Annotated in this window: 15 protein-coding genes; 7 read left to right on the top strand and 8 right to left on the bottom strand. The window is 73.7% G+C overall.

Annotated features, from left to right (window positions below):
* Positions 1-37: 37 nt before the first annotated feature.
* Both NX794_RS26405 and NX794_RS26400 read left to right on the top strand, forming a co-directional pair.
* Complete coding sequence (locus tag NX794_RS26405) at positions 38-781, top strand: DUF4328 domain-containing protein (RefSeq protein ID WP_258781496.1); 744 nt, start codon at positions 38-40, stop codon at positions 779-781.
* A 74-nt stretch (positions 782-855) separates the two neighbouring features.
* Positions 856-1,416 (top strand): hypothetical protein, encoded by a 561-nt coding sequence (locus tag NX794_RS26400; protein WP_258781494.1) that lies wholly within the window; start codon positions 856-858, stop codon positions 1,414-1,416.
* Between the two features lie 132 nt (positions 1,417-1,548).
* Here NX794_RS26400 and NX794_RS26395 read toward each other — a convergent pair whose 3' ends face one another.
* From NX794_RS26395 to NX794_RS26385, 3 genes are all read right to left on the bottom strand, one after another.
* A complete protein-coding gene (locus NX794_RS26395; protein ID WP_258781493.1) occupies positions 1,549-3,030 on the bottom strand; it encodes an NUDIX domain-containing protein in 1,482 nt (493 codons plus the stop codon).
* 57 nt (positions 3,031-3,087) lie between these two features.
* A complete protein-coding gene (locus NX794_RS26390) occupies positions 3,088-4,224 on the bottom strand; it encodes an NUDIX hydrolase (RefSeq protein WP_258781492.1) in 1,137 nt (378 codons plus the stop codon).
* A gap of 79 nt (positions 4,225-4,303) precedes the next feature.
* On the bottom strand, positions 4,304-6,244 hold the full coding sequence (locus NX794_RS26385) for an ATP-binding cassette domain-containing protein (RefSeq protein ID WP_258781491.1): 1,941 nt from the start codon (positions 6,242-6,244) through the stop codon (positions 4,304-4,306).
* Between the two features lie 619 nt (positions 6,245-6,863).
* Between NX794_RS26385 and NX794_RS26380 the strand changes: the two genes are divergently transcribed.
* Positions 6,864-7,526: an RNA polymerase sigma factor gene (locus NX794_RS26380; RefSeq protein WP_258781490.1), complete on the top strand. Its 663-nt coding sequence runs from the start codon at positions 6,864-6,866 to the stop codon at positions 7,524-7,526.
* The gene (locus NX794_RS26375; protein WP_258781588.1) at positions 7,526-8,791 is read left to right on the top strand and encodes a hypothetical protein; all 1,266 of its coding nucleotides are present in this window, start codon (positions 7,526-7,528) and stop codon (positions 8,789-8,791) included. Before NX794_RS26380 ends, NX794_RS26375 begins: the two co-directional genes overlap by 1 nt.
* 147 nt (positions 8,792-8,938) lie before the next feature.
* Here the strand turns inward: NX794_RS26375 and NX794_RS26370 are convergent, their stop codons facing one another.
* A complete protein-coding gene (locus NX794_RS26370; RefSeq protein ID WP_258781488.1) occupies positions 8,939-9,811 on the bottom strand; it encodes a L,D-transpeptidase family protein in 873 nt (290 codons plus the stop codon).
* 79 nt (positions 9,812-9,890) lie between these two features.
* On the opposite strand from NX794_RS26370, the gene NX794_RS26365 reads away from it, so the two are divergent.
* Positions 9,891-11,471: an acyl-CoA mutase large subunit family protein gene (locus NX794_RS26365; protein WP_258781486.1), complete on the top strand. Its 1,581-nt coding sequence runs from the start codon at positions 9,891-9,893 to the stop codon at positions 11,469-11,471.
* Positions 11,472-11,549: 78 nt separating this feature from the next.
* Positions 11,550-12,200 (top strand): leucine efflux protein LeuE, encoded by a 651-nt coding sequence (gene leuE, locus NX794_RS26360; protein ID WP_258781485.1) that lies wholly within the window; start codon positions 11,550-11,552, stop codon positions 12,198-12,200.
* A gap of 3 nt (positions 12,201-12,203) precedes the next feature.
* On the opposite strand, the gene NX794_RS26355 is transcribed toward leuE, so the two are convergent.
* Positions 12,204-13,583 carry an FAD-dependent monooxygenase gene (locus NX794_RS26355; protein WP_258781484.1) on the bottom strand — a complete coding sequence of 460 codons (1,380 nt, stop codon included), beginning with the start codon at positions 13,581-13,583 and terminating at the stop codon, positions 12,204-12,206.
* Between the two features lie 71 nt (positions 13,584-13,654).
* Between NX794_RS26355 and NX794_RS26350 the strand changes: the two genes are divergently transcribed.
* Positions 13,655-14,305: a TetR/AcrR family transcriptional regulator C-terminal domain-containing protein gene (locus NX794_RS26350; RefSeq protein WP_258781483.1), complete on the top strand. Its 651-nt coding sequence runs from the start codon at positions 13,655-13,657 to the stop codon at positions 14,303-14,305.
* 37 nt (positions 14,306-14,342) lie between these two features.
* Here NX794_RS26350 and NX794_RS26345 read toward each other — a convergent pair whose 3' ends face one another.
* The 3 genes from NX794_RS26345 to NX794_RS26335 all read right to left on the bottom strand — a co-directional run bounded on the left by NX794_RS26345 (position 14,343) and on the right by NX794_RS26335 (position 18,013).
* A complete protein-coding gene (locus NX794_RS26345; RefSeq protein WP_258781481.1) occupies positions 14,343-15,563 on the bottom strand; it encodes an acyltransferase family protein in 1,221 nt (406 codons plus the stop codon).
* A 141-nt stretch (positions 15,564-15,704) separates the two neighbouring features.
* Complete coding sequence (locus NX794_RS26340; RefSeq protein ID WP_258781479.1) at positions 15,705-17,039, bottom strand: alpha-2,8-polysialyltransferase family protein; 1,335 nt, start codon at positions 17,037-17,039, stop codon at positions 15,705-15,707.
* Positions 17,036-18,013 (bottom strand): glycosyltransferase family 2 protein, encoded by a 978-nt coding sequence (locus NX794_RS26335; RefSeq protein WP_258781582.1) that lies wholly within the window; start codon positions 18,011-18,013, stop codon positions 17,036-17,038. The genes NX794_RS26340 and NX794_RS26335 overlap by 4 nt, the downstream gene beginning before the upstream one ends.
* Positions 18,014-18,128: the final 115 nt, after the last annotated feature.

Genomic DNA, 18,128 nt, shown 5'->3' with positions numbered 1-18,128 from the left:
GCACGCCGCACCGTCGCCACCCCCGGGGGAACGCACCATGACCACGCCCACACCCGTGCCCACGCCCGCGCCGCCGTTCGTGATGCCGCCCGGCCCCGTGCTGCGGCCTCCGGTCGCCCTCGGCCGGGTCGCGGTCGCGCTGCTCGCCCTGGTCATCGCCACCGACCTGTTCGCCGTCTGGGCCGACCTGGCGGAGCTGGACATCGCCGGTGACCTCGCCGACGGGATCCTGAGCCCCGGCACGCTGGACCGGGCCGACCGCGCCGACACCCTCTACCGCGCCGCCGGCCTCGCGCAGACCGGCGCCCTGCTCGCCGCGATGGTCGGGTACCTGTGCTGGCTGTGGCGCGTGCGGATCAACGCCGAGGTGTTCAACCCGGGCGGGCAGAGCAAGGTGCGCGGCTGGACGATCGGCGCCTGGTTCTGCCCGGTGGTGAACCTGTGGTTCCCGCGCCGGATCGTCCTGGACATCTGGGACTCCAGCGCCGAGTGGGCCAAGCGCCCCGGACACGCGCTGGTCAACTGCTGGTGGTTCGGGTGGATCGTCTCGCTGCTCGTCTACCGGGTGGCGGACGGCGCCTACGGCAGGGCCGACACGCCGGCCGAGATCCGGGACGCGGCCCGGCAGATCCTCGTCTCCGACGTCCTCGACGCGGTGGCGGCCCTGCTGGCCGTGCTGGTCGTGCTGCGGATCACGCGGATGCAGCACGCGCGGGCGCTCGCCGGACCGGAACCGCTCCCGGACAGCTCCCGGAACGTGGCTGAAACCTTCTTCCAGTGACACTCCCGGGCTCCCGGGCGCAGTAGGGGAGTGCGGGCCCCGTACCGGTCGGTGCCCTGGCGAGGGAGGCTGTCATGAGCCTGGTGGAACTGATCGCACAGGCCGACGAACGCGGACTGGCCGCCGGTGGATTGGCTTGTTTGGATCGGTGCCTGCCGCTGCTGGGCGGTGACGACGACCTCCTGCGCCCCCTGTGGACCGCCCTCGCCGACGGCTCCGCCTGGACGGAGGGCCTGGCCAAGGCCCGCGTCGCCCTCGACACCCCCGACACCGGGACCGCCCGCCTGGCCCGGGGCATGCTGGACGCGGCCCCGGTGGAGCGCACCGCCGACGCCGTACGGTCCTGGTCCGACGCCTGCTCCCGCGCCTCGCTGCGCGTCCACCTGCTCCTCGACCCGGCCGGCGACCCGGCGGGCGAGGACGCCCTCGACGCCGCCCGCGCGGGGACCGCGACGACGGACCTGCCCCCACTGGTCGCGGCCGAGCTGCGCCGCCAGACCACCGTCCTCGAACTCCTCGCCGACCACGGCCCCCAGGGCCTGCGCCCGGCCCTGGACATCTCGGTCGAGGGCCGCCGGATACTCCGCGCGGTGGTCTCACGCCGGGCACGGGGGGTGGGGGAGGCGGGAGTGTGAGGGCCGGGCTCCGCACCGAGGTCTTCAGCGGCCGGTCCTGGTGGATGGCGGTGGTGACGACCAGGATGGCGGGCTCGGGCCGGCTCCTGTGGTCGAGGCGCGCTGTCGCAGTCGCGGGCGGCGTCCGTCAGCTCATGCCCAGCCCGTTTCGGAGTAGAGGCGGCCGGAGCGGATGCCCTCGATGGCCACCCGGGTGTCGGGGACGAGGTCGTCGGGGAGCGCGGCCGGGTCCCAGAACGTCCACCGGGTGCACTTGTCCGGCTCGCGCAGTTCCGGCTCGCCGCTCCAGGTCCGGGCGCGGAAGAACAGGCCCATGCGGGGCCGGTCCCCGGCGCGGTCGATGTGGTGGACGACGTGGACGAGTTCGACGTCCCGGCGCTCGATCCGCAGGCCGGCTTCCTCTCGGGCCTCCCTGATCAGGCAGGCGATGGCGCTCTCCTGCTCGCAGTGGCCGGCCAGGACGTGCCAGGTGGACGGTGCGAACGTGGAGTCGGGGTGGCGCAGCCCGAGCAGCACTGTCCCGTCGGGCCGTTGCAGGTAGAGGTGGACGCCGATGACGTTGAGGACCGTTCCGTGCGGGGAGGCTGGGCGGCGCTCCTCGTGCGATGAGGGCCCGCTCCACGGGACGGTGCCGGCCGGGTGCCCGGCGGCGTGGCGCCGTACGAGGTCGCTGGTGGTGTCGGCGATGCGCAGGCGGTGGAGGTCGCCGGGGGCGAACCAGGCCAGCATCACCCCCTCCGTCAGGTGGAGTTCGCGGGGATCGCCGTTCCAACGGCCCGCGTAGATGGCGATGGGCACGGTCCCGCCGGTGTCGTCGGCGGCGTACTCGGTGCCGAACGGTGCCAGGTCGGCGACGTGGAGGCCGGCTTCCTCGGCGAGTTCGCGTCGCACGGTGTGTTCCAGGGTGGCGTCCTGGGGCTCTCGGCCGCCGCCCAGCAGGGACCACATGCCCGGCTCCCGGATCCGGCCGGGGAAGTAGTCGCGCAGGTGGAGCAGGTACTCGCCGCGGTCGTTGTGGATCAGGGCGGAGGCGTTGGCGGTTCGCGGCTCGGTCTCCGGCGTGAGCTTGAGCAGCTTCTCCCGCAGGGAGGGGGAGGTCACCCTGTCCACGGGCCGCCACTCGATGCCGCCGACCTCTTCTTCCCGCGGCACCACCGGCACCTCGGCCGCGGTGCGCAGGCGGAAGAGGAACCGTAGGTCGAAGTGCCGGTGTCCGGGTTCGCCCTTGTCCGGGCGGGCGTCGACGTCGTGGATGTCGATGTCGAACGGCACGGCCTCGTAGCCGGGCCACGGCGTGACGGCCCGGGGCGGGATCCCGGTCTCCTCGTGCAGTTCCCGCAGCGCCGCCGCTGCCAGGGACTCGTCGGCGGGCTCGGTGTGTCCGCCGGGGGCGAGGACCTTCCCGCTCGCCAGGTGCAGCACGTGCAGGACGCGGCCGAGCGGGTCGACGACGATCGCGCCGCAGGTGACGTGTCCGGTGAAGGTGGCACGGCCGGCGATGTCGGCGGGACGGCCGAGGGCGTCCAGGAGGCTGCCGAGCCGCTCGCGCTCGTGAGGGTGGCGAGCGAGATAGGTCTCGACGGTGGTGCGGATGTGGTCGTGCGACAACGGCATGGGGCTACCTCCCGGGGACGTGGAGCGGGACGAGTCGAGGCGGGGCGATCGTTCGGGTCAGCTCAGCCGCATCCCCTCCGCGGGGATCTCCTCGATGGCGGCGGCGCGAGCCGGCGGTAGGCCCCACCGCTCGCACGCCGTCTCCGCCGCGAGCCGGGCTTGCCGCGCGCCGGGCGGGCCCCAGCCCAGCAGCGCGGCTGCCTGGGCGGGGGTGGCGAGCAGGCGTGCGAAGGCGCGGCCGGTGGCGGGGTCAACGGCCGCGGGACCCGTTCCGGTGACCCGGGCGGCCAGGCGGAGCCGGGCGTTGGGCCCCACGCCGCCGGGGACCTCGCCGGTCTCGTCCAGCACCCAGCCCAGTCGCACCGGGTCGGCCAGGGCGAGCTGGGCTTCCTCGGCGGCTTCGCGGTGGAGGGTGTCCTCGGGTGTCGCGTCGGTGCTCTCCACGGTGCCGCCGGGCAGCATCGGCAACGCACCCCGGGGGCGGGGGTCGGCCACCAGGACGACCCGGCCGTCGGGAACGAAGCACCACGCCCAGGCTTGCCGCACCGGGAGCCTTCCGGGGACGGGGCCGCGGTGGAGAGGGCTGTCCCAGGAGGGCCGGCAGCGGACATGGACGTCATGGCGGTCCAGCGCCGGCACGTCGAGGATGTGCCGGCCGTCGGCGAGGTGAGCGGTCCCGGTGTTCCCGAGCCGGGCACGGTAGGCGGCGAGCATCATCTGCCCGTCCACCGGCCGCAGCCGCCGCACCGCGTCCCGGCTCTCCAGGAAGGCGTACGCGGACAGCTCCTCCTGAGGCAGGCGGATCGCCTCCACCTGGTCGGGGGTGAGGGTTCCGCCGTCGAAGACGAACCGGACCTCCCCCGGGCAGGGCGTGCCGGGCTGTGGGCCGGGGTGGTGCGGGGAGAGGGAGTGGACGGCGAGCACGGTCGGCAGCGGCAGATCCAGGCCCAGCTCCTCGGTGATCTCGCGGCGGCAGGTGACGTGCGGGTGTTCACCGGCTTCGACGACACCTCCGGGCAGCAGCCACGCGTCGTCCTCGCGGTAGGCGGGGCGCACCAGCAGGACCCTGCCGACCTCGTCGGTGACGATCGCGGCGGCGCCGAGCCACGCCGCATGCCGGGATGCGGCGTACCTCGCTGCCGCCAGAGCCGCACGCGGTGTGACGCGACGCGAAGGGGAGGCGGGAGAGGTCATGAAGCTCTGCCTTCCGGGGCGGGAGACGGGCGGGAGACGGGCGAGTGCGCAGAATGGACCGAGACCGGCGTGGGGCTGGTCAGGGGGAGTCGCCGCTCATCCGGCGTTGCAGCTCCCACAGGGTCCGGAACAGACCGGGCTCCCGGGTGAGCTGGGCGTAGGTGCCTTCCTGGACGATCCGCCCTTCGTCCAGGACCACGATCCGGTCGGCGACGGCCACGTTCGTGAGCCGGTGCGTGATCAGCAGGACGGCGCGGTCCTTGGCGAGTTCCCGCAGGCCGGCGAAGATCCGGTGCTCCGCGCGGGCGTCGAGGGCGGCCGTGGGTTCATCCATCACCAGCAGCGCCGCCCGCCGGTGGAACGCGCGGGTGAGGACCAGGCGCTGCCACTGTCCGCCGGAGAGCTGCTGGCCCCCGAACCACTCGCTGGTCAGGAGGGTGTCGAGGCCGGAGCGGAGCCCGGGAAGCATCTCCGCCGCGCCGGACGCCTCGCATGCGGCGAGCAGGGCCGCGTCACTGGTGTCGCCCTGCCCGAAGGTGATGTTGTCGCGCATCGTCAGCGGCAGGTAGGTGAACTTCTGCGGCACCAGCGCGACATGCTCCCACGACCCCCACGGGTCCAGGTCCGCGGCGGAGGCGTGGTCCCAGGCGACGTCGCCCTCGGTGGGCAGCAGCAGCCCGCACAGCAGGCGCGAGAGGGTCGTCTTGCCCGAGCCGTTCTCCCCGACCAGCGCCACGATCTCCCCGCGCCGCACCTGCAGGGAGACGCCGCTCAGGCTGTTCTTCGGGGCTCCGTCGTAGCGGTAGGTGACGTCGCGGACCTCGAAGCGCTCCGGGGCCACGGTCACGGGTGCGGTGCCGCGGGAGTCGGTCATGGCCTGGCCGTGGGCGTTGTCGAGGAAGTTCTGCCAGTCCTGCACGTACCAGCCGGTGCGCACCAGGCGGGCCCCGCCGTTGATGATGCCGCGCACCGAGCCGGTGGCGGTCTGGAGGGCGAAGACGGCGCCGCCGCCGGCCGCCAGGCTCATCCGCCCGGAGGCCAGCAGCCACAGCAGCGCCGCCCACACGGCGGCGGAGGCGATCCCGCCGGCCACTGCTCCGGCCAGTCCCATCCAGGCACCGGTGTTCGCGGCCTTCCGTTCGGCCGCGTTGACCGAGGCTGCCAGCCGCCGGTACCGGCCGATGAGGAAGGGGCCGGCCAGGCAGGCGCGCATCTCCTCGCTGGACTCCTGATAGGCCATGTGCCAGCGCAGCTTGCCCAGCATCCGGCGCCGCCCGGAGGTCTCCAGGCCGGCGAGGTAGATCACGCGCGCGGAACGGACGTAGGCGGCGGCCTGCGGCAGGCACGCGAGGAAGAGCAGGGGGAGGAGGAGGGGGTGCAGGACGGTCAGGACGGTGGCGCCGGCCGCGAGCGTGGCGGTCGCCGCGAGGACGTCCTGCGCTTCCTCCACGAGGTCGGGGGTGACCTGGGCGCCTCGGTCGGCGATGTCGTAGGCGTCGTTGTAGCCGGGCTTGTTGTTGGCGGCCAGTTCCGCGCCGAGGGCGGCCTCGATCATCGTCAGCTCCGCCGCCCGGCCGAGCACGGGCCGCAGACGGCCGGTCAGCCAGCCGACGGCGATGCCCAGCAGGGCGCGCAGGCCGGTGGCGGCGGCGATCACGGTCAGCTGCGGGGCGGCGTCCCTCAGCCGCTCGGTGATGTCGCCCGAGGAGATCAAAGCGGTGATCGTGCCCGTGACGGCCAGGAGGCCGAGGGCCGCGAGGACGCCGGTCCCGATCTGGCACACCAGCAGGCCGATGGTCGCGCCCCGGTCCACGCGCCAGGCCATCCGCACCGAGCGCCGCACGAGGGAGGGCAGGCGCCGTGCCATGGTGCGGGAGGTCAGCAGGGAGCCGGCCTGGAGCCTCGACTCGCCGCGGTAGAGGTATTCCTCCTCTCGAACAGCGGCCTCCCGCGGTTCGTCGTCCGGCGCGGTCCCCTTGGGTGGTCGCGGTGGCTGGTCCTGTGTGATGGCCGAGGTCATCGTTCCCCCTGGGACGGTCGCTGCGGCAGATTCGTGAGGTCTAACGACGTGGCTGCGATATCGAACACACGTCATCCGGCCGTGCTGGGGACCCCGCTGTTTCCCGCGTCTTGGAGCCCGCGCGCGCGACATCCCTGGTCCGGCTCGGAGCGGCTGCGGGCAGGACATGGCCGAAACGCCGACATGGCCGAGCAGCGTGGGCAGATGGCCGGACAGCGTGGGCAGTACGACGGGGCGTGCGGGGCCGTCCGAGCCGTGCGGCTCCGACCGCGGCGGTCCTCAGGGAGACGGCAGAGCCGTCAGGCGGGTACGCGTGTACCGGCGAGGCACCGCTTGCACGGCGACCGCGAAGGGAGGCCCCAGGGTGGCGCGACGACCGAGGCCGCCACCCCCCACAGGAGAGGCCCCGGCCGTCGCGTGGTCGGGTCGTGTGCGACCCGTATCTCCTTCAGCGTCGGGAGTGCGGTTTCTGTCACACCCGGAGCCGCCGGATCTCACCCTGCGCGCACTCGTACCTGGTCACGAGTTAGTTGCAGCTTCTACAGACATGGACGGCGCGTGGTTTCACGCCGTAACGTGCCTTTCGCGCCGACCGGAGACAGGCGTTCAAGGGAGTGCGGTGCTGGGGGACGACGCGGAGCTGACCGCCGCAGTACGCGCAGCACAGGACGGGGACGAGACCGCGTTCCGTTCGGTGTACCGCGCGGTGCATCCACGGCTGCTCGGCTACGTGCGCACGCTGGTCGGGGACCCGGACGCCGAGGACGTGGCGTCGGAGGCCTGGCTCCAGATAGCCCGCGACCTCGACCGGTTCAGCGGCGACGCCGACCGCTTCCGCGGCTGGGCCGCCCGGATCGCCCGCAACCGCGCCTTGGACCACATACGCATGCGCGGCCGCCGCCCCGCGATAGGCGGCGACGAGACGGAACTGACCGGCCGGGCCGCCGAGTCCGACACGGCCGGCGAGGCCATCGAGGCCGTCACCACCGACCGCACCCTCTCTCTCATCGCGCGGCTCCCGCAGGACCAGGCCGAGGCGGTCGTCCTGCGCGTGGTGGTGGGCCTGGACGCCAAGACCGCCGCCGAGACGCTCGGCAAACGCGCGGGAGCCGTCCGCACCGCCGCGCACCGGGGCCTGAAGCGGCTCGCGGAGCTGCTCGGCGACGATCCGGAATCGGCCGGCGTGCTCGACGCGCTGCCACCCCAGAGAGAACCGCGTGGCCGCGCGGTGACGTCCGCGACTGTGACGCATACGCGCGCGCGGACGCAGAAGGACATGTGATGGCCGACGAGCAGTACAGATGGCTGAACCGCGACACGGCGGAACGTCTGCTGCGCGGCGAGTCGCTGGAAGCCGTCGACGCCCCTGCCCGTGACCAGGCAGAACGCCTCTCCGGCGCGCTCGGCGCACTGTCCGCCCAGGCGGCTCCCGCCACCGGTGAACTCCCTGGTGAGGAGGGCGCCCTGGCCGCGTTCCGCAAGGCCCGTGAGGAGGCCGAGGCCGAACGCGCCGGCGCCGCCTTCGCGAGGGGCGCCTACGGCACCGGCTCCGCCACGCCCGCTCCCGGCGCCGACGCGGGCCTGGTCCGCATCGGCGCACGGGGCCGTACCGGAATTTCCGCCCGCCGGCCGCGCTGGGCCCGTCCCGCGCGCCTGGTGCTGGCGGCGGCCGTGGCCGCGGGCACCCTCGGCGGGGTCGCCGTCGCCGCCGGCAGCGGGGTGCTGCCCACGCCGTTCCACGACGCGCACCCCGGCCCGACGGCGTCCGTCACCGCCGGGATCACCGGTGAGCCGCTCGGCTCGGCCTCCCCGCAGGGCGTACCGGGCACCGCACCGGGCACGCCCGGCACCGCCGTCCCCGGCGGCGGCTCCGCCGAGGCCCTCGTACCGGACGAGCGTCCGTCCGCCGGCGCCACCATCGGCACCGGTGACCCGTCCGCGCCGTCCGCCGGCGGCCGGCCGGGCATCGCCTCGGCCTGCCGGGACATCCGGGACGGCAAGGGCCTGGAGACCGGCCGCCTGCGCGCGCTGGAGGACCTGGCGGGCGGCTCGGCGCGGGTGACCAGGTACTGCAAGGTCGTCCTGGCCGCCCCGGGCGGCCTCTCCGACCCCGCGCGGGGCGGCGGTGGCGGCGACGCGAAGGCCGGCGGCAAGGGCGATCCGAAGGGCGGCGGGAGGGGCCGCGGCGACGGCAGGGGCAAGGGCGGCCAGGGGGGCGACGGCCCGGGGGGTGACGGCCCGGGGGGTGACGGCCCGGGGGGTGACGGCCCGGGCGGTGACGACGACAGCCGTCCCGGCAGGCATCCCGGCAAGCACCGGGGCGGGCACGGCGACGACCGCGACGGCCGGCAGCACGGCGGCAGACCCGCCCGGCACCGCGGCATCGACCCCGCCCCCCGCGATCCCGGACGCCCGGGCCGGATCGCGGCGACCGGCGCCCCCGCTTCCCCCTCGGCCCCGGTTGCCGAAGCCGCCGTACACCGCCCTCTGACCTGCGGGTTTCCGGCCGTGGAAAAAGCCGTAGAAAAATCTGTCGGCGAGGTGTGACGTTTTCACGGCGCCCGGCGCAGTACTGAGTGAGCCGACTGGTCATCGGCCGTCGCACTGAGCCGGGGTTCCCCCCGTACCTACGGCTCGTGCACCCGGCGCGGGCGGGACACGTTCCCCCGGTCCCGCCCGCGCCCCGAACTCTCCTCACCGGTGGACGACCACCGTGTCGCCCACCCGCACCTGCGCGAAGATCGCCGAGATCGCCGCCTCGTCCCGGACGTTCACACAGCCGTGCGAGCCGCCCGCGTAACCGCGCGCCGCGAAGTCGTACGAGTAGTGCACCGCCTGGCCGCCGCTGAAGAACATCGCGTACGGCATCGGCGAGTGGTAGAGCGTGGACACCCAGTCCCGGGCCTTCCAGTAGACGTGGAAGACGCCCTCCCGGGTCGGGGTGTACTGCGTGCCGAACCGCACCGCCGTCGTCGTGACGGTCCGGCCGTCGACCATCCAGCGCAGCGTCCGTGTCGTCTTGTCGACGCACAGCACCCGCCCGGTCAGACAGCGCGGATCGGGCGCGCCGGCCGGCTGACCGCCCATCAGGTACAGCTCCCACCTGCCGGGCCGGTGCGTCATCCGCACCAGCCGCTGCCAGGTCGCGGTGTCGGTCGCGCCGGTCCGGGGCAGCCCGCGCTTGCCCTGGAAGCCGCGCACGGCCTGCTCGGTCAGGTCGTCGTACGCGCCGGTCGGCCCGTCGTACAGCCAGGCCACCTGGCGCAGCCGCGCCTGGAGTTCCCGGACGGCCGGTCCGCTGTCGCCGCGCGACCAGAGCACCCGCGCGGGCACGGCGGGCGTGGCAGGCGGGCTCGGGGTGGTGGCCGTCCGGGTGGGGGCGGTTCCCGGGGTCCGGGACGGTTCGGGGCCGGGGGTGGACGGCAGGCGGACGTGTACCGGCAGGCGGTGCTTGCCGTCGGCGGCGTCGGCACCGTCGGAGCCGGCGGGCCGCACGGTGCAGCCGGTCAGGGCCGCGAGGGCGGCGGTCGAGGCGAGTACGGCGGCGAGTGTGCCCCTGTTCCTCATGCCGGGGATGCTTCCCCGCGTGACCGCCGCCGAACTACGGGGCATGGTGGGAAGGGCGAGCAACCGTGCGGAGGCGACCATGGCGCGTGACTCGGAGTCGGGCCTGCCGATCGAGCCGGTCTACGGTCCGGCCGACCTGGCCGGCTGGGACCCGGCCGAGAAGCTGGGCGAGCCGGGCGCGTACCCGTTCACGCGCGGGGTCTACCCGACCATGTACACGGGCCGCCCCTGGACCATGCGGCAGTACGCCGGTTTCGGCACGGCCGCCGAGTCCAACGCCCGCTACCGGCAGCTCATCGCCCACGGCACCACCGGCCTCTCGGTCGCCTTCGACCTGCCCACCCAGATGGGCCACGACTCCGACGCGCCCCTCGCGCACGGCGAGGTCGGCAAGGTCGGGGTGGCCGTCGACTCGGTCGAGGACATGCGGGAGCTGTTCACCGGCATCCCGCTGGCCGAGGTCTCCACGTCCATGACGATCAACGCGCCCGCCGCGCTGCTGCTCCTGCTCTATCAACTGGTCGCCGAGGAACAGGGCGTCCCGTCGGCCCGGTTGACCGGCACCGTCCAGAACGACGTGCTCAAGGAGTACATCGCGCGCGGCACCTACATCTTCCCGCCGGCGCCCTCGCTGCGGCTGACGGCCGACATCTTCCGGTACTGCACCGCCGAGATCCCGAAGTGGAACACCATCTCGATCTCCGGTTACCACATGGCGGAGGCGGGTGCCTCGCCGGTGCAGGAGATCGCCTTCACCCTGGCCGACGGCATCGAGTACGTCCGCACGGCGGTGGCGGCCGGCATGGACGTGGACGACTTCGCGCCCCGGCTGTCCTTCTTCTTCGTGGCCCGTACGACGCTGCTGGAGGAGGTCGCCAAGTTCCGTGCCGCGCGCCGGATCTGGGCGCGGGTGATGCGGGACGAGTTCGGGGCGCGCGACCCCAGATCGCTGATGCTGCGCTTCCACACCCAGACGGCCGGCGTGCAGCTCACCGCCCAGCAGCCCGAGGTGAACCTGGTACGCGTGGCCGTACAGGGTCTGGCGGCCGTGCTCGGCGGCACGCAGTCGCTGCACACCAACTCCTACGACGAGGCGCTCGCCCTGCCGACCGACCGCAGCGCCCGGCTCGCCCTGCGGACGCAGCAGGTGCTGGCGTACGAGACGGACGTCACCGCGACCGTCGACCCGTTCGCCGGCTCCTACGCGGTGGAGCGGATGACGGACGACGTGGCGGAGGCGGCCGTCGCGCTGATGCGGCGGGTCGAGGACCTCGGCGGTGCCGTCGCGGCGATCGAACAGGGCTTCCAGAAGGCCGAGATCGAGCGCAACGCCTACCGGGTCGCGCGGGAGACGGACTCCGGTGAGCGGGTGGTCGTCGGCGTCAACCGCTTCCGGCTGGACGCGGAGGAGCCCTACGAGCCGCTGCGCGTCGACCCCTCCATCGAGGCCCGCCAGGCGGAGCGGCTCGCCCGGCTCCGCGCCGAACGGGACGGGCGCGCGGTGGAGTCGGCGCTCGGCGCCCTGCGGAAGGCGGCCGGGGGCGAGGGCAACGTCCTGTACCCGATGAAGGAGGCGCTGCGGGTCCGGGCGACGGTGGGGGAGGTGTGCGGGGCGCTGCGGGAGGTGTGGGGGAGCCATGTGCCGCACGACGTGTTCTGAGACGCCCCGCGAGGGTCCTCCGCCCGCCCTGTGGATAACCCGGAACGGGTGTCGTGCCCCCGTGCGACACTCCTTGCCATGTTCGGTGTCATCGACCTCCCCACCTATCTCGCGGGCCTGGCCCTGATCGTGCTGCTGCCCGGCCCCAACTCGTTGTACGTGCTGTCCGTCGCCGCCCGGCGCGGGGTCCGCTCCGGGTACACCGCCGCCGCCGGGGTGTGGTGCGGTGACACCGTGCTGATGACCCTGTCCGCGGCGGGCGTCGCCTCGCTGCTCCAGGCCGACGCCGTGCTGTTCGGGGTGGTGAAGTACGCCGGTGCCGGGTATCTGACCTGGCTGGCGGTCGGGATGATGCGGGCCGCGTGGGACATGTGGCGCTCGCGGCGGGAGCGTGCCGCCGAGGACGCGGCGCCCGCCCCGGCCGGTGACGAGCGGCCGTTCCGCCGGGCGCTCGTGGTGAGCCTGTTCAACCCCAAGGCGATCCTCTTCTTCGTCGCCTTCTTCGTGCAGTTCGTGGACCCGAGGTACGCCTACCCGGCCCTGTCGTTCGTCGTGCTCGGTGCCTTCGCGCAGCTCGCCAGCTTCCTGTACCTGAGCGCGCTGATATTCGGCGGCACCCGGCTCGCGGCGGCCTTCCGACGCCGCCGGCGACTGTCGGCGACGGCCACCTCGGCGGCCGGTGTGCTCTTCCTCGGCTTCGCGGTGAAGCTGTCGCTGGCCGGCGCCTAGCACTCAGTTCCGGCCGAGGCGGGTGAGGTACTCCGGCAGGCCGTCGGTCGTGTCGCCGGTCCAGCCGAGGTAGCCGTCGGGGCGGACCAGGAAGACACCGGGGCCGTACGACGCGGGGGCCGCCGGGAGCGCGCGGATGCCCTCGGCCGGTGCGGGTGCGCCCAGCAGGGTCCAGTGCGGGCCGCGGAAGGCGTCGAAGAGGCGGACGCCGGCCACCCGGCCGTCGGGGGCCCGGTCGCCGGGGCGGAGGCCGGCCGGGGCGGTGCGGGTCTCCACGCTCAGCGGGGACTCCGGGTAGCCGAGCCCGAGCTGCACGGTCGCCTTCCCGCGCCGTACCTCCCCGCGGTGCACGCCCGTCGTCAGGCCCAGCATGGCCGCCGCGTTGGGGCGCCGCTCCTCCTCGTAGCTGTCCAGCAGCGTCTCGGGCGCCCCGCCGGTCAGCACCGCGCCCAGCTTCCAGCCCAGGTTGTAGGCGTCCTGCACGCTGGTGTTCAGGCCCTGCCCGCCGGCCGGCGAGTGCACATGGGCCGCGTCCCCGGCGAGGAACACCCGGCCCGCCCGGAAGACGTCGGCCAGTGCCGCCCGGGGCCGGAAGCCGGAGGACCAGCGCAGCTCGGTGACGTCCTCGGCGTCCAGGTGCGTGTACGCGCCGACCAGCTTGCGCACCCCGTCCAGGGTCAGGTCGGGTTCGGTGCCCTCCGGGAGCCGCCCGGCGAGCTGGAAGTCCGCCGTCCCGGCGAGCGGGCAGAGCGCGAGGCCGGTGTCGTCGGGCCCCGGGAACATGTGCCAGTGGTCCCGGTCGAGGTCGCGCAGCCGTACGTCCGCCACCAGGAAGGGCGCCGGGTCGACCGGCTCGCCCGTCAGCGCGACGCCCACCGCGCGCCGGACCGCCGAGCGTCCGCCGTCGGCCGCGACGGCGTACCGGGCGCGCAGCGTCGTACCGTCGGCGAAGGCCACGTCCACACCGTCCGCGTCCTGCGTCAGGCCGGTCACCTCGCGCCCGAAGGCGACCTCGCCGCCCAGCTCGGTCAGCCGGGCGTACAGGATCTCCTGGGTGCGCCACTGGGGGACCATCAGGGGCTCGGTGTAGGGGGCGCCCTCGGTCGGCTCCACCGGATCGAACAGGGGTGCGCCGCCCGCCTGTTCGCCGTCCCGCCAGACCAGCCGGGGCGGATAGGGGCCGCCCGCCGCGCGGAGCGCCGGCAGCACGCCGAGGTCGTCGAAGACCTCCTGGGTGCGCGGCTGGACGCCCTTGCCGCGCGAGCCGGGGAACAGCCCCGCGGCCCGCTCCACGACCAGGGCGGCCACCCCGCGCCGGGCCAGGTCGATGCCGAGGGTGAGCCCGGTCGGGCCCGCGCCCACGATCAGAACGTCCGCAACCATGACACCTCTCCTTAACGCCGTTAAGTGCCGTCCCCGACGAGAGTGCCCTTAACGCTGTTAAGCTGTCAAGCGTGAGTACGGAACGACGAGCGCCCCTGGACCGCCGCCGGGTCGCGGACACCGCGCTGCGGCTGCTGGGCGAGACCGGTCTGGAAGGGCTGACGCTGCGGGCCATCGCCCGGGAGCTGGACGTCAAGGCGCCCGCGCTGTACTGGCACTTCAAGGACAAGCAGGCGCTGCTGGACGAGATGGCGACGGAGCTGTACCGGCGGCTGGCCGCCGGCCTCGCGCTGGACCCCGCCGACCCCTGGCAGGAGCGGCTGCGCAAGGTGAACCGCGCCCTGCGGGCCACGCTGCTCGGCTACCGCGACGGCGCCAGGGTCTACAGCGGCTCGCGCTTCACCGGCACGGACCACGCCCGCGACATGGAGGACCATCTGCGGGTCCTCACCGGTGCCGGGTTCACCCTGGAGCGGGCGGTGCACGCGGCCCGTACCACGCACCTGTTCACCCTCGGCTTCGTCACCGAGGAACAGGGCGTCGAACCCCGGCCCGGCGAGCCCCGGGAGGGCTTCGACGTCGAGGAGCGCGCCCGTCTCCTGGCCGACTTCCCGCTCGCGGCCGAGGTGGGGCGACTGCTCTTCGCCGGCTACGACGAGCAGTTCGAGGAGGGCCTCGACCTGGTGATCACCGGGATCGAGACCCGGTACCGGATCGGCTGAGCCCGGGTCGGCTGAACCTGACTCGGCCGAGCCCGGGTCAGCCGCGTTCGGCCAGGCGGGCGGGCGCGGTCTTCAGTGCCCTCTTCAGCCGGGGGCCCAGCGGCTTCTCCACCAAGCGGTGGATGAGCCACGCCAGCAGCAGCATGCCCAGCACGGTCACGGCGAGCGTGGGGTAGGCCGGCAGCCCGAGGCCCCGGTGCAGGACCCGGATGACGAACCAGCCCAGGTGCTCGTGGACCAGGTAGAACGGGTACGTCAGCGCCCCGGCCGTGACCAGCCAGCGCCAGTCGGCCCGGCGCGTCCAGCCCAGCGCCACGACCGCGACCGCGCCGAACGCGAGCGCGACGATCGCCAGGACCACCCACGGGTCGCGGTGCGGTACGCCCGGGGCGGCGGCGTGCCACAGCCCGCGCGTGGCGTTGCTCTGCCCGAGCACCACGGACATCGCGACGATGCCCCACAGCAGCAGGTCGCCGCCGAACCGGTGGATGAGGTACAGGGCGAGACCGCCGATGAAGAAGGGCGCGTACTCCGGCATGACGATCTGGTCGACGAGCGCGCTGCCGGAGGTACGGCACAGCACCGCCGCCAGCGTCCACACGGAGCAGAACAGCACCACGCGCCGGTAGGTGACCCCGCGCACCACGACCAGCAGGGCGAACAGCACGTAGAAGCGCACCTCGACCCAGAGCGTCCAGCACACCCCGAGCACGCGGTCGGCGCCCATGGGCTGTTGCAGCATCGTCAGGTTGACCAGGAACTCGTCCGGCCGCACCGGGTGGACGACCGCGGGCAGGACCACGGCCGCCGCGGTGACCAGCACCAGGGCGACCCAGTAGGCGGGGTAGAGGCGGGCGACCCGGGAGCGGAAGAAGTCGCCGAGGGAGCGGCCCCAGCTGCTCATGCAGATCACGAAGCCGCTGATGACGAAGAAGAACTGCACGCCCAGGCAGCCGTAGACGGCGATGTGGGACAGGGTCGGGAACACCTGCGCCGGGTTCTGGTGCCAGGACGCGGAGACGGGGCCGCCGCGGCCGGTGTAGTGGTAGAGGCAGACCATCAGGGCGGCCAGCAGCCGCAGGCCGTCCAGGGCGGACAGCCGGCCCTGGCGGCCCTGACGGCCGGTGCGCGGCGTCGGCGCGGACGCGTCCCCGGAAGCGGAAGCGGATGCCGGGGTGGATGCGGGTGCCGAAGCGGACGCGTTCCCGGGATCGGGGGCCTGCGGGGCGGGGGTGAGGGCGGGAGACGAGGCAGACATGGTGTTCGGCATTTTCCCGAACAAAAGTTAATAGTCTCGGATTCTTGTGTGAATACCGCCGGGATTCCACAGGATTCCGCCTCGTCGCCACCCGTACGTCACGCGAGGTTTCCCTCCCCGCCACCCTCCACCGTGGCCGGGTCAGCGGCGGGCCCCCCGGCGCAGGCTGCGCGCCGTGCGGGCGACCCGGCGGACCGTGGCGTTGCGCGGGATGAACGCGAGCTGGGCCGGCACCCCGCCGGGCAGCGCCAGTGAGGTCAGCCGCCTGCGCTTGAAGTAGCGCAGCGTCCCCGGGCCCAGGTTGCCCGCGAGATACGCCTCCGCCTCCGTCCGCAGCCCCGGCAGCACCTTCGGCTGCATCGCGAAGCCCAGCGCCCGCACCAGCGCGCCCAGCGACGCCACGTCCCGCCCCCGGCGCTGCTCGGTGACGGCGGCGCGGTCGCCCAGCTCGGGCAGCAGCGCGTCCACGACGGTCACCGGGACCCGGTTGCTGTTCTCGAACGGCGTCAGCCGCTCCAGCAGCAGCTCGGTGCCGACCCGGGCGACCGGCAGGCCGTACAGGGCGGAGGCGGTGAGCAGGGCGGTGGAGAAGCAGCCCACGACCAGCGCCGGACGCATCCGCTGGTACAGCACCTCGGCCAGCACCGGGGTGTCCAGCACGGTCAGCTCGACCTCCAGCTTCCGTGCCTCCTCCTCCAGCAGCCGGGCGAAGCGGGGCGGGGCGGAGGGGTGCGGCTTGAACACCACGGTGCGGTGGCCGAGCGCGGCCGCGCCCCGCAGCATCCGCACGTGCAGCTCCTCCTCCTGCGCGGGCGTGAGGATCTCCAGCGCCGACAGGTACTGGCCGAGCAGCAGGGCCGGCTCCTCGATCGCCGGCAGGCCGTCGCCGAGCGGGGCGAGTTCGGCGAGCACCTTGGTGAAGGCGGGCGTCGGCAGGATCTCGCCGGGCACCCCGAACTCGGTGAGCAGCAGCGGCTCAAGGCCCGGCACCAGGTCCAGGTGGAGGACCCGGTCCACCCGGGTGCCGACCAGCGGGTCGATCTTGTTGCGGGTGGGGCCGTAGCTCATCAGGCCGTCGGCGTAGACGGTGACCGGGGCGCCGGTGAAGATCTGCGCGAGGGCGAGCGAGGGGTTGACCTGGATCGACTCGACGGCCAGCTCGACGTCGTCGTCGCCCAGTCGCCACTCGTGGCGCAGGAACCGCTCCCACAGCGGCAGGTCGTCGCCGCGCGGCGCCCAGCCGCCCGGGTGGAACGGGAAGATCGTCTCGTTGTACGACAGCACGTCGTCGAACCGGTCGCGCAGCCGGTCGAAGCCGGGCATCGTGTCGAGGGCGGGCGTGGTCTCGGGGGTGGCCGCGTTGTTGCAGACCAGCAGGACGCGCCGGTCGGCGGGACGGAAGCAGCCGGAGTCCAGGGCGGCGGCGAGCGTGGCCGTGCCGTAGAGGGTGGACGCCTGGAAGATCTGGGTGGTCACGCGGCGGCTCCCGAGGGGGCGGGCCGGCGGCGCAGCCGGCGCAGCTTCGACGCGCGCTGGAGGTCCATGGAGTCCAGCGCCTCGTCCAGCACGTCCTGCGGCATGCGCCGCATCGCCGCGGCACTCATGGATTTCAGTTTTCTGGCCACCGCCGGCTCGAACCTTTCGATGGATCCCAAGTGATGGGAAATGATCGCGCAATAGGTGCGCACCGCTTTCGGCAGCAGCGAGACCGCCTCCGGGTCGGCGGCGGTCTCCGCCACCACCTGATCGAACGCGCGAATGAAATCGAGTTGCCGCACATCACCGATCTGGGTGAGCGAGGACGCCACTCCGCGCCGGTAGAACACCCCGAGCAGACTCACCGCCGCGAAGGACTCCGCCTCCCGGTGCAGCTTCCAGATCCACGGCCGGTCCTCGGCGGTGCGCAGCCCGTCGGTGAAGTGCAGCAGCCCCTTGTCGGCCAGCCGGCGGTGGTAGATGCCCGCCCAGGCGTAGGCGTAGTCCACGGAGGTGGAGCGGTCGGCGGGCAGGATCGCCTCGCGCGGGTTCAGCACCACCCCGCGCCGGCCCACCGGCACCCGGTGCACGCTGCGCGCCCGGGCCGTGCACTGCACATGGTCGGTGCGCACGAAGTCGCAGCCCAGCTCCTCGATCGCGGCGAGCAGCCGCGGGAAGTAGCCGGGGGCGAGCCAGTCGTCGCCGTCCAGGAAGGTGAGGTACTCGCCGCGCGCCCGGTCGATACCGGTGTTGCGCGCGGTCGCCAGCCCTCCGTTCTGTTCGTGCCGGACGACGACCGCGCCCGGCAGCTCGCGCTCCGCGCGCGCGAGGATGTCTGGTGTCCCGTCGCGGGAACAGTCGTCGACGAGAAGGAACTCGAAGTCGTCACGCGCATTGGCCGCGAGGCTGGTGAGCGTGTCGGGCGCGTATTGCTGCACGTTGTAGAACGGCACGATGACGGAGAGCTTGACCACGTCAGGGACGTTAGGGCGAAGCCCGTCATTCGTCTTGACGCTTTCCTTGATACCGGGTGAACGACGCGTGGCGAAGCTGTGAACCAGGTCTTTTCCCGGCCCGCCCACGGCCCGA

Source organism: Streptomyces pyxinicus (assembly GCF_024753135.1).
Taxonomy (GTDB): domain Bacteria; phylum Actinomycetota; class Actinomycetes; order Streptomycetales; family Streptomycetaceae; genus Streptomyces; species Streptomyces pyxinicus.
The sequence above is the reverse complement of the archived record's forward strand: the minus strand, read 5'-3'. Positions and strand labels throughout refer to the sequence as shown.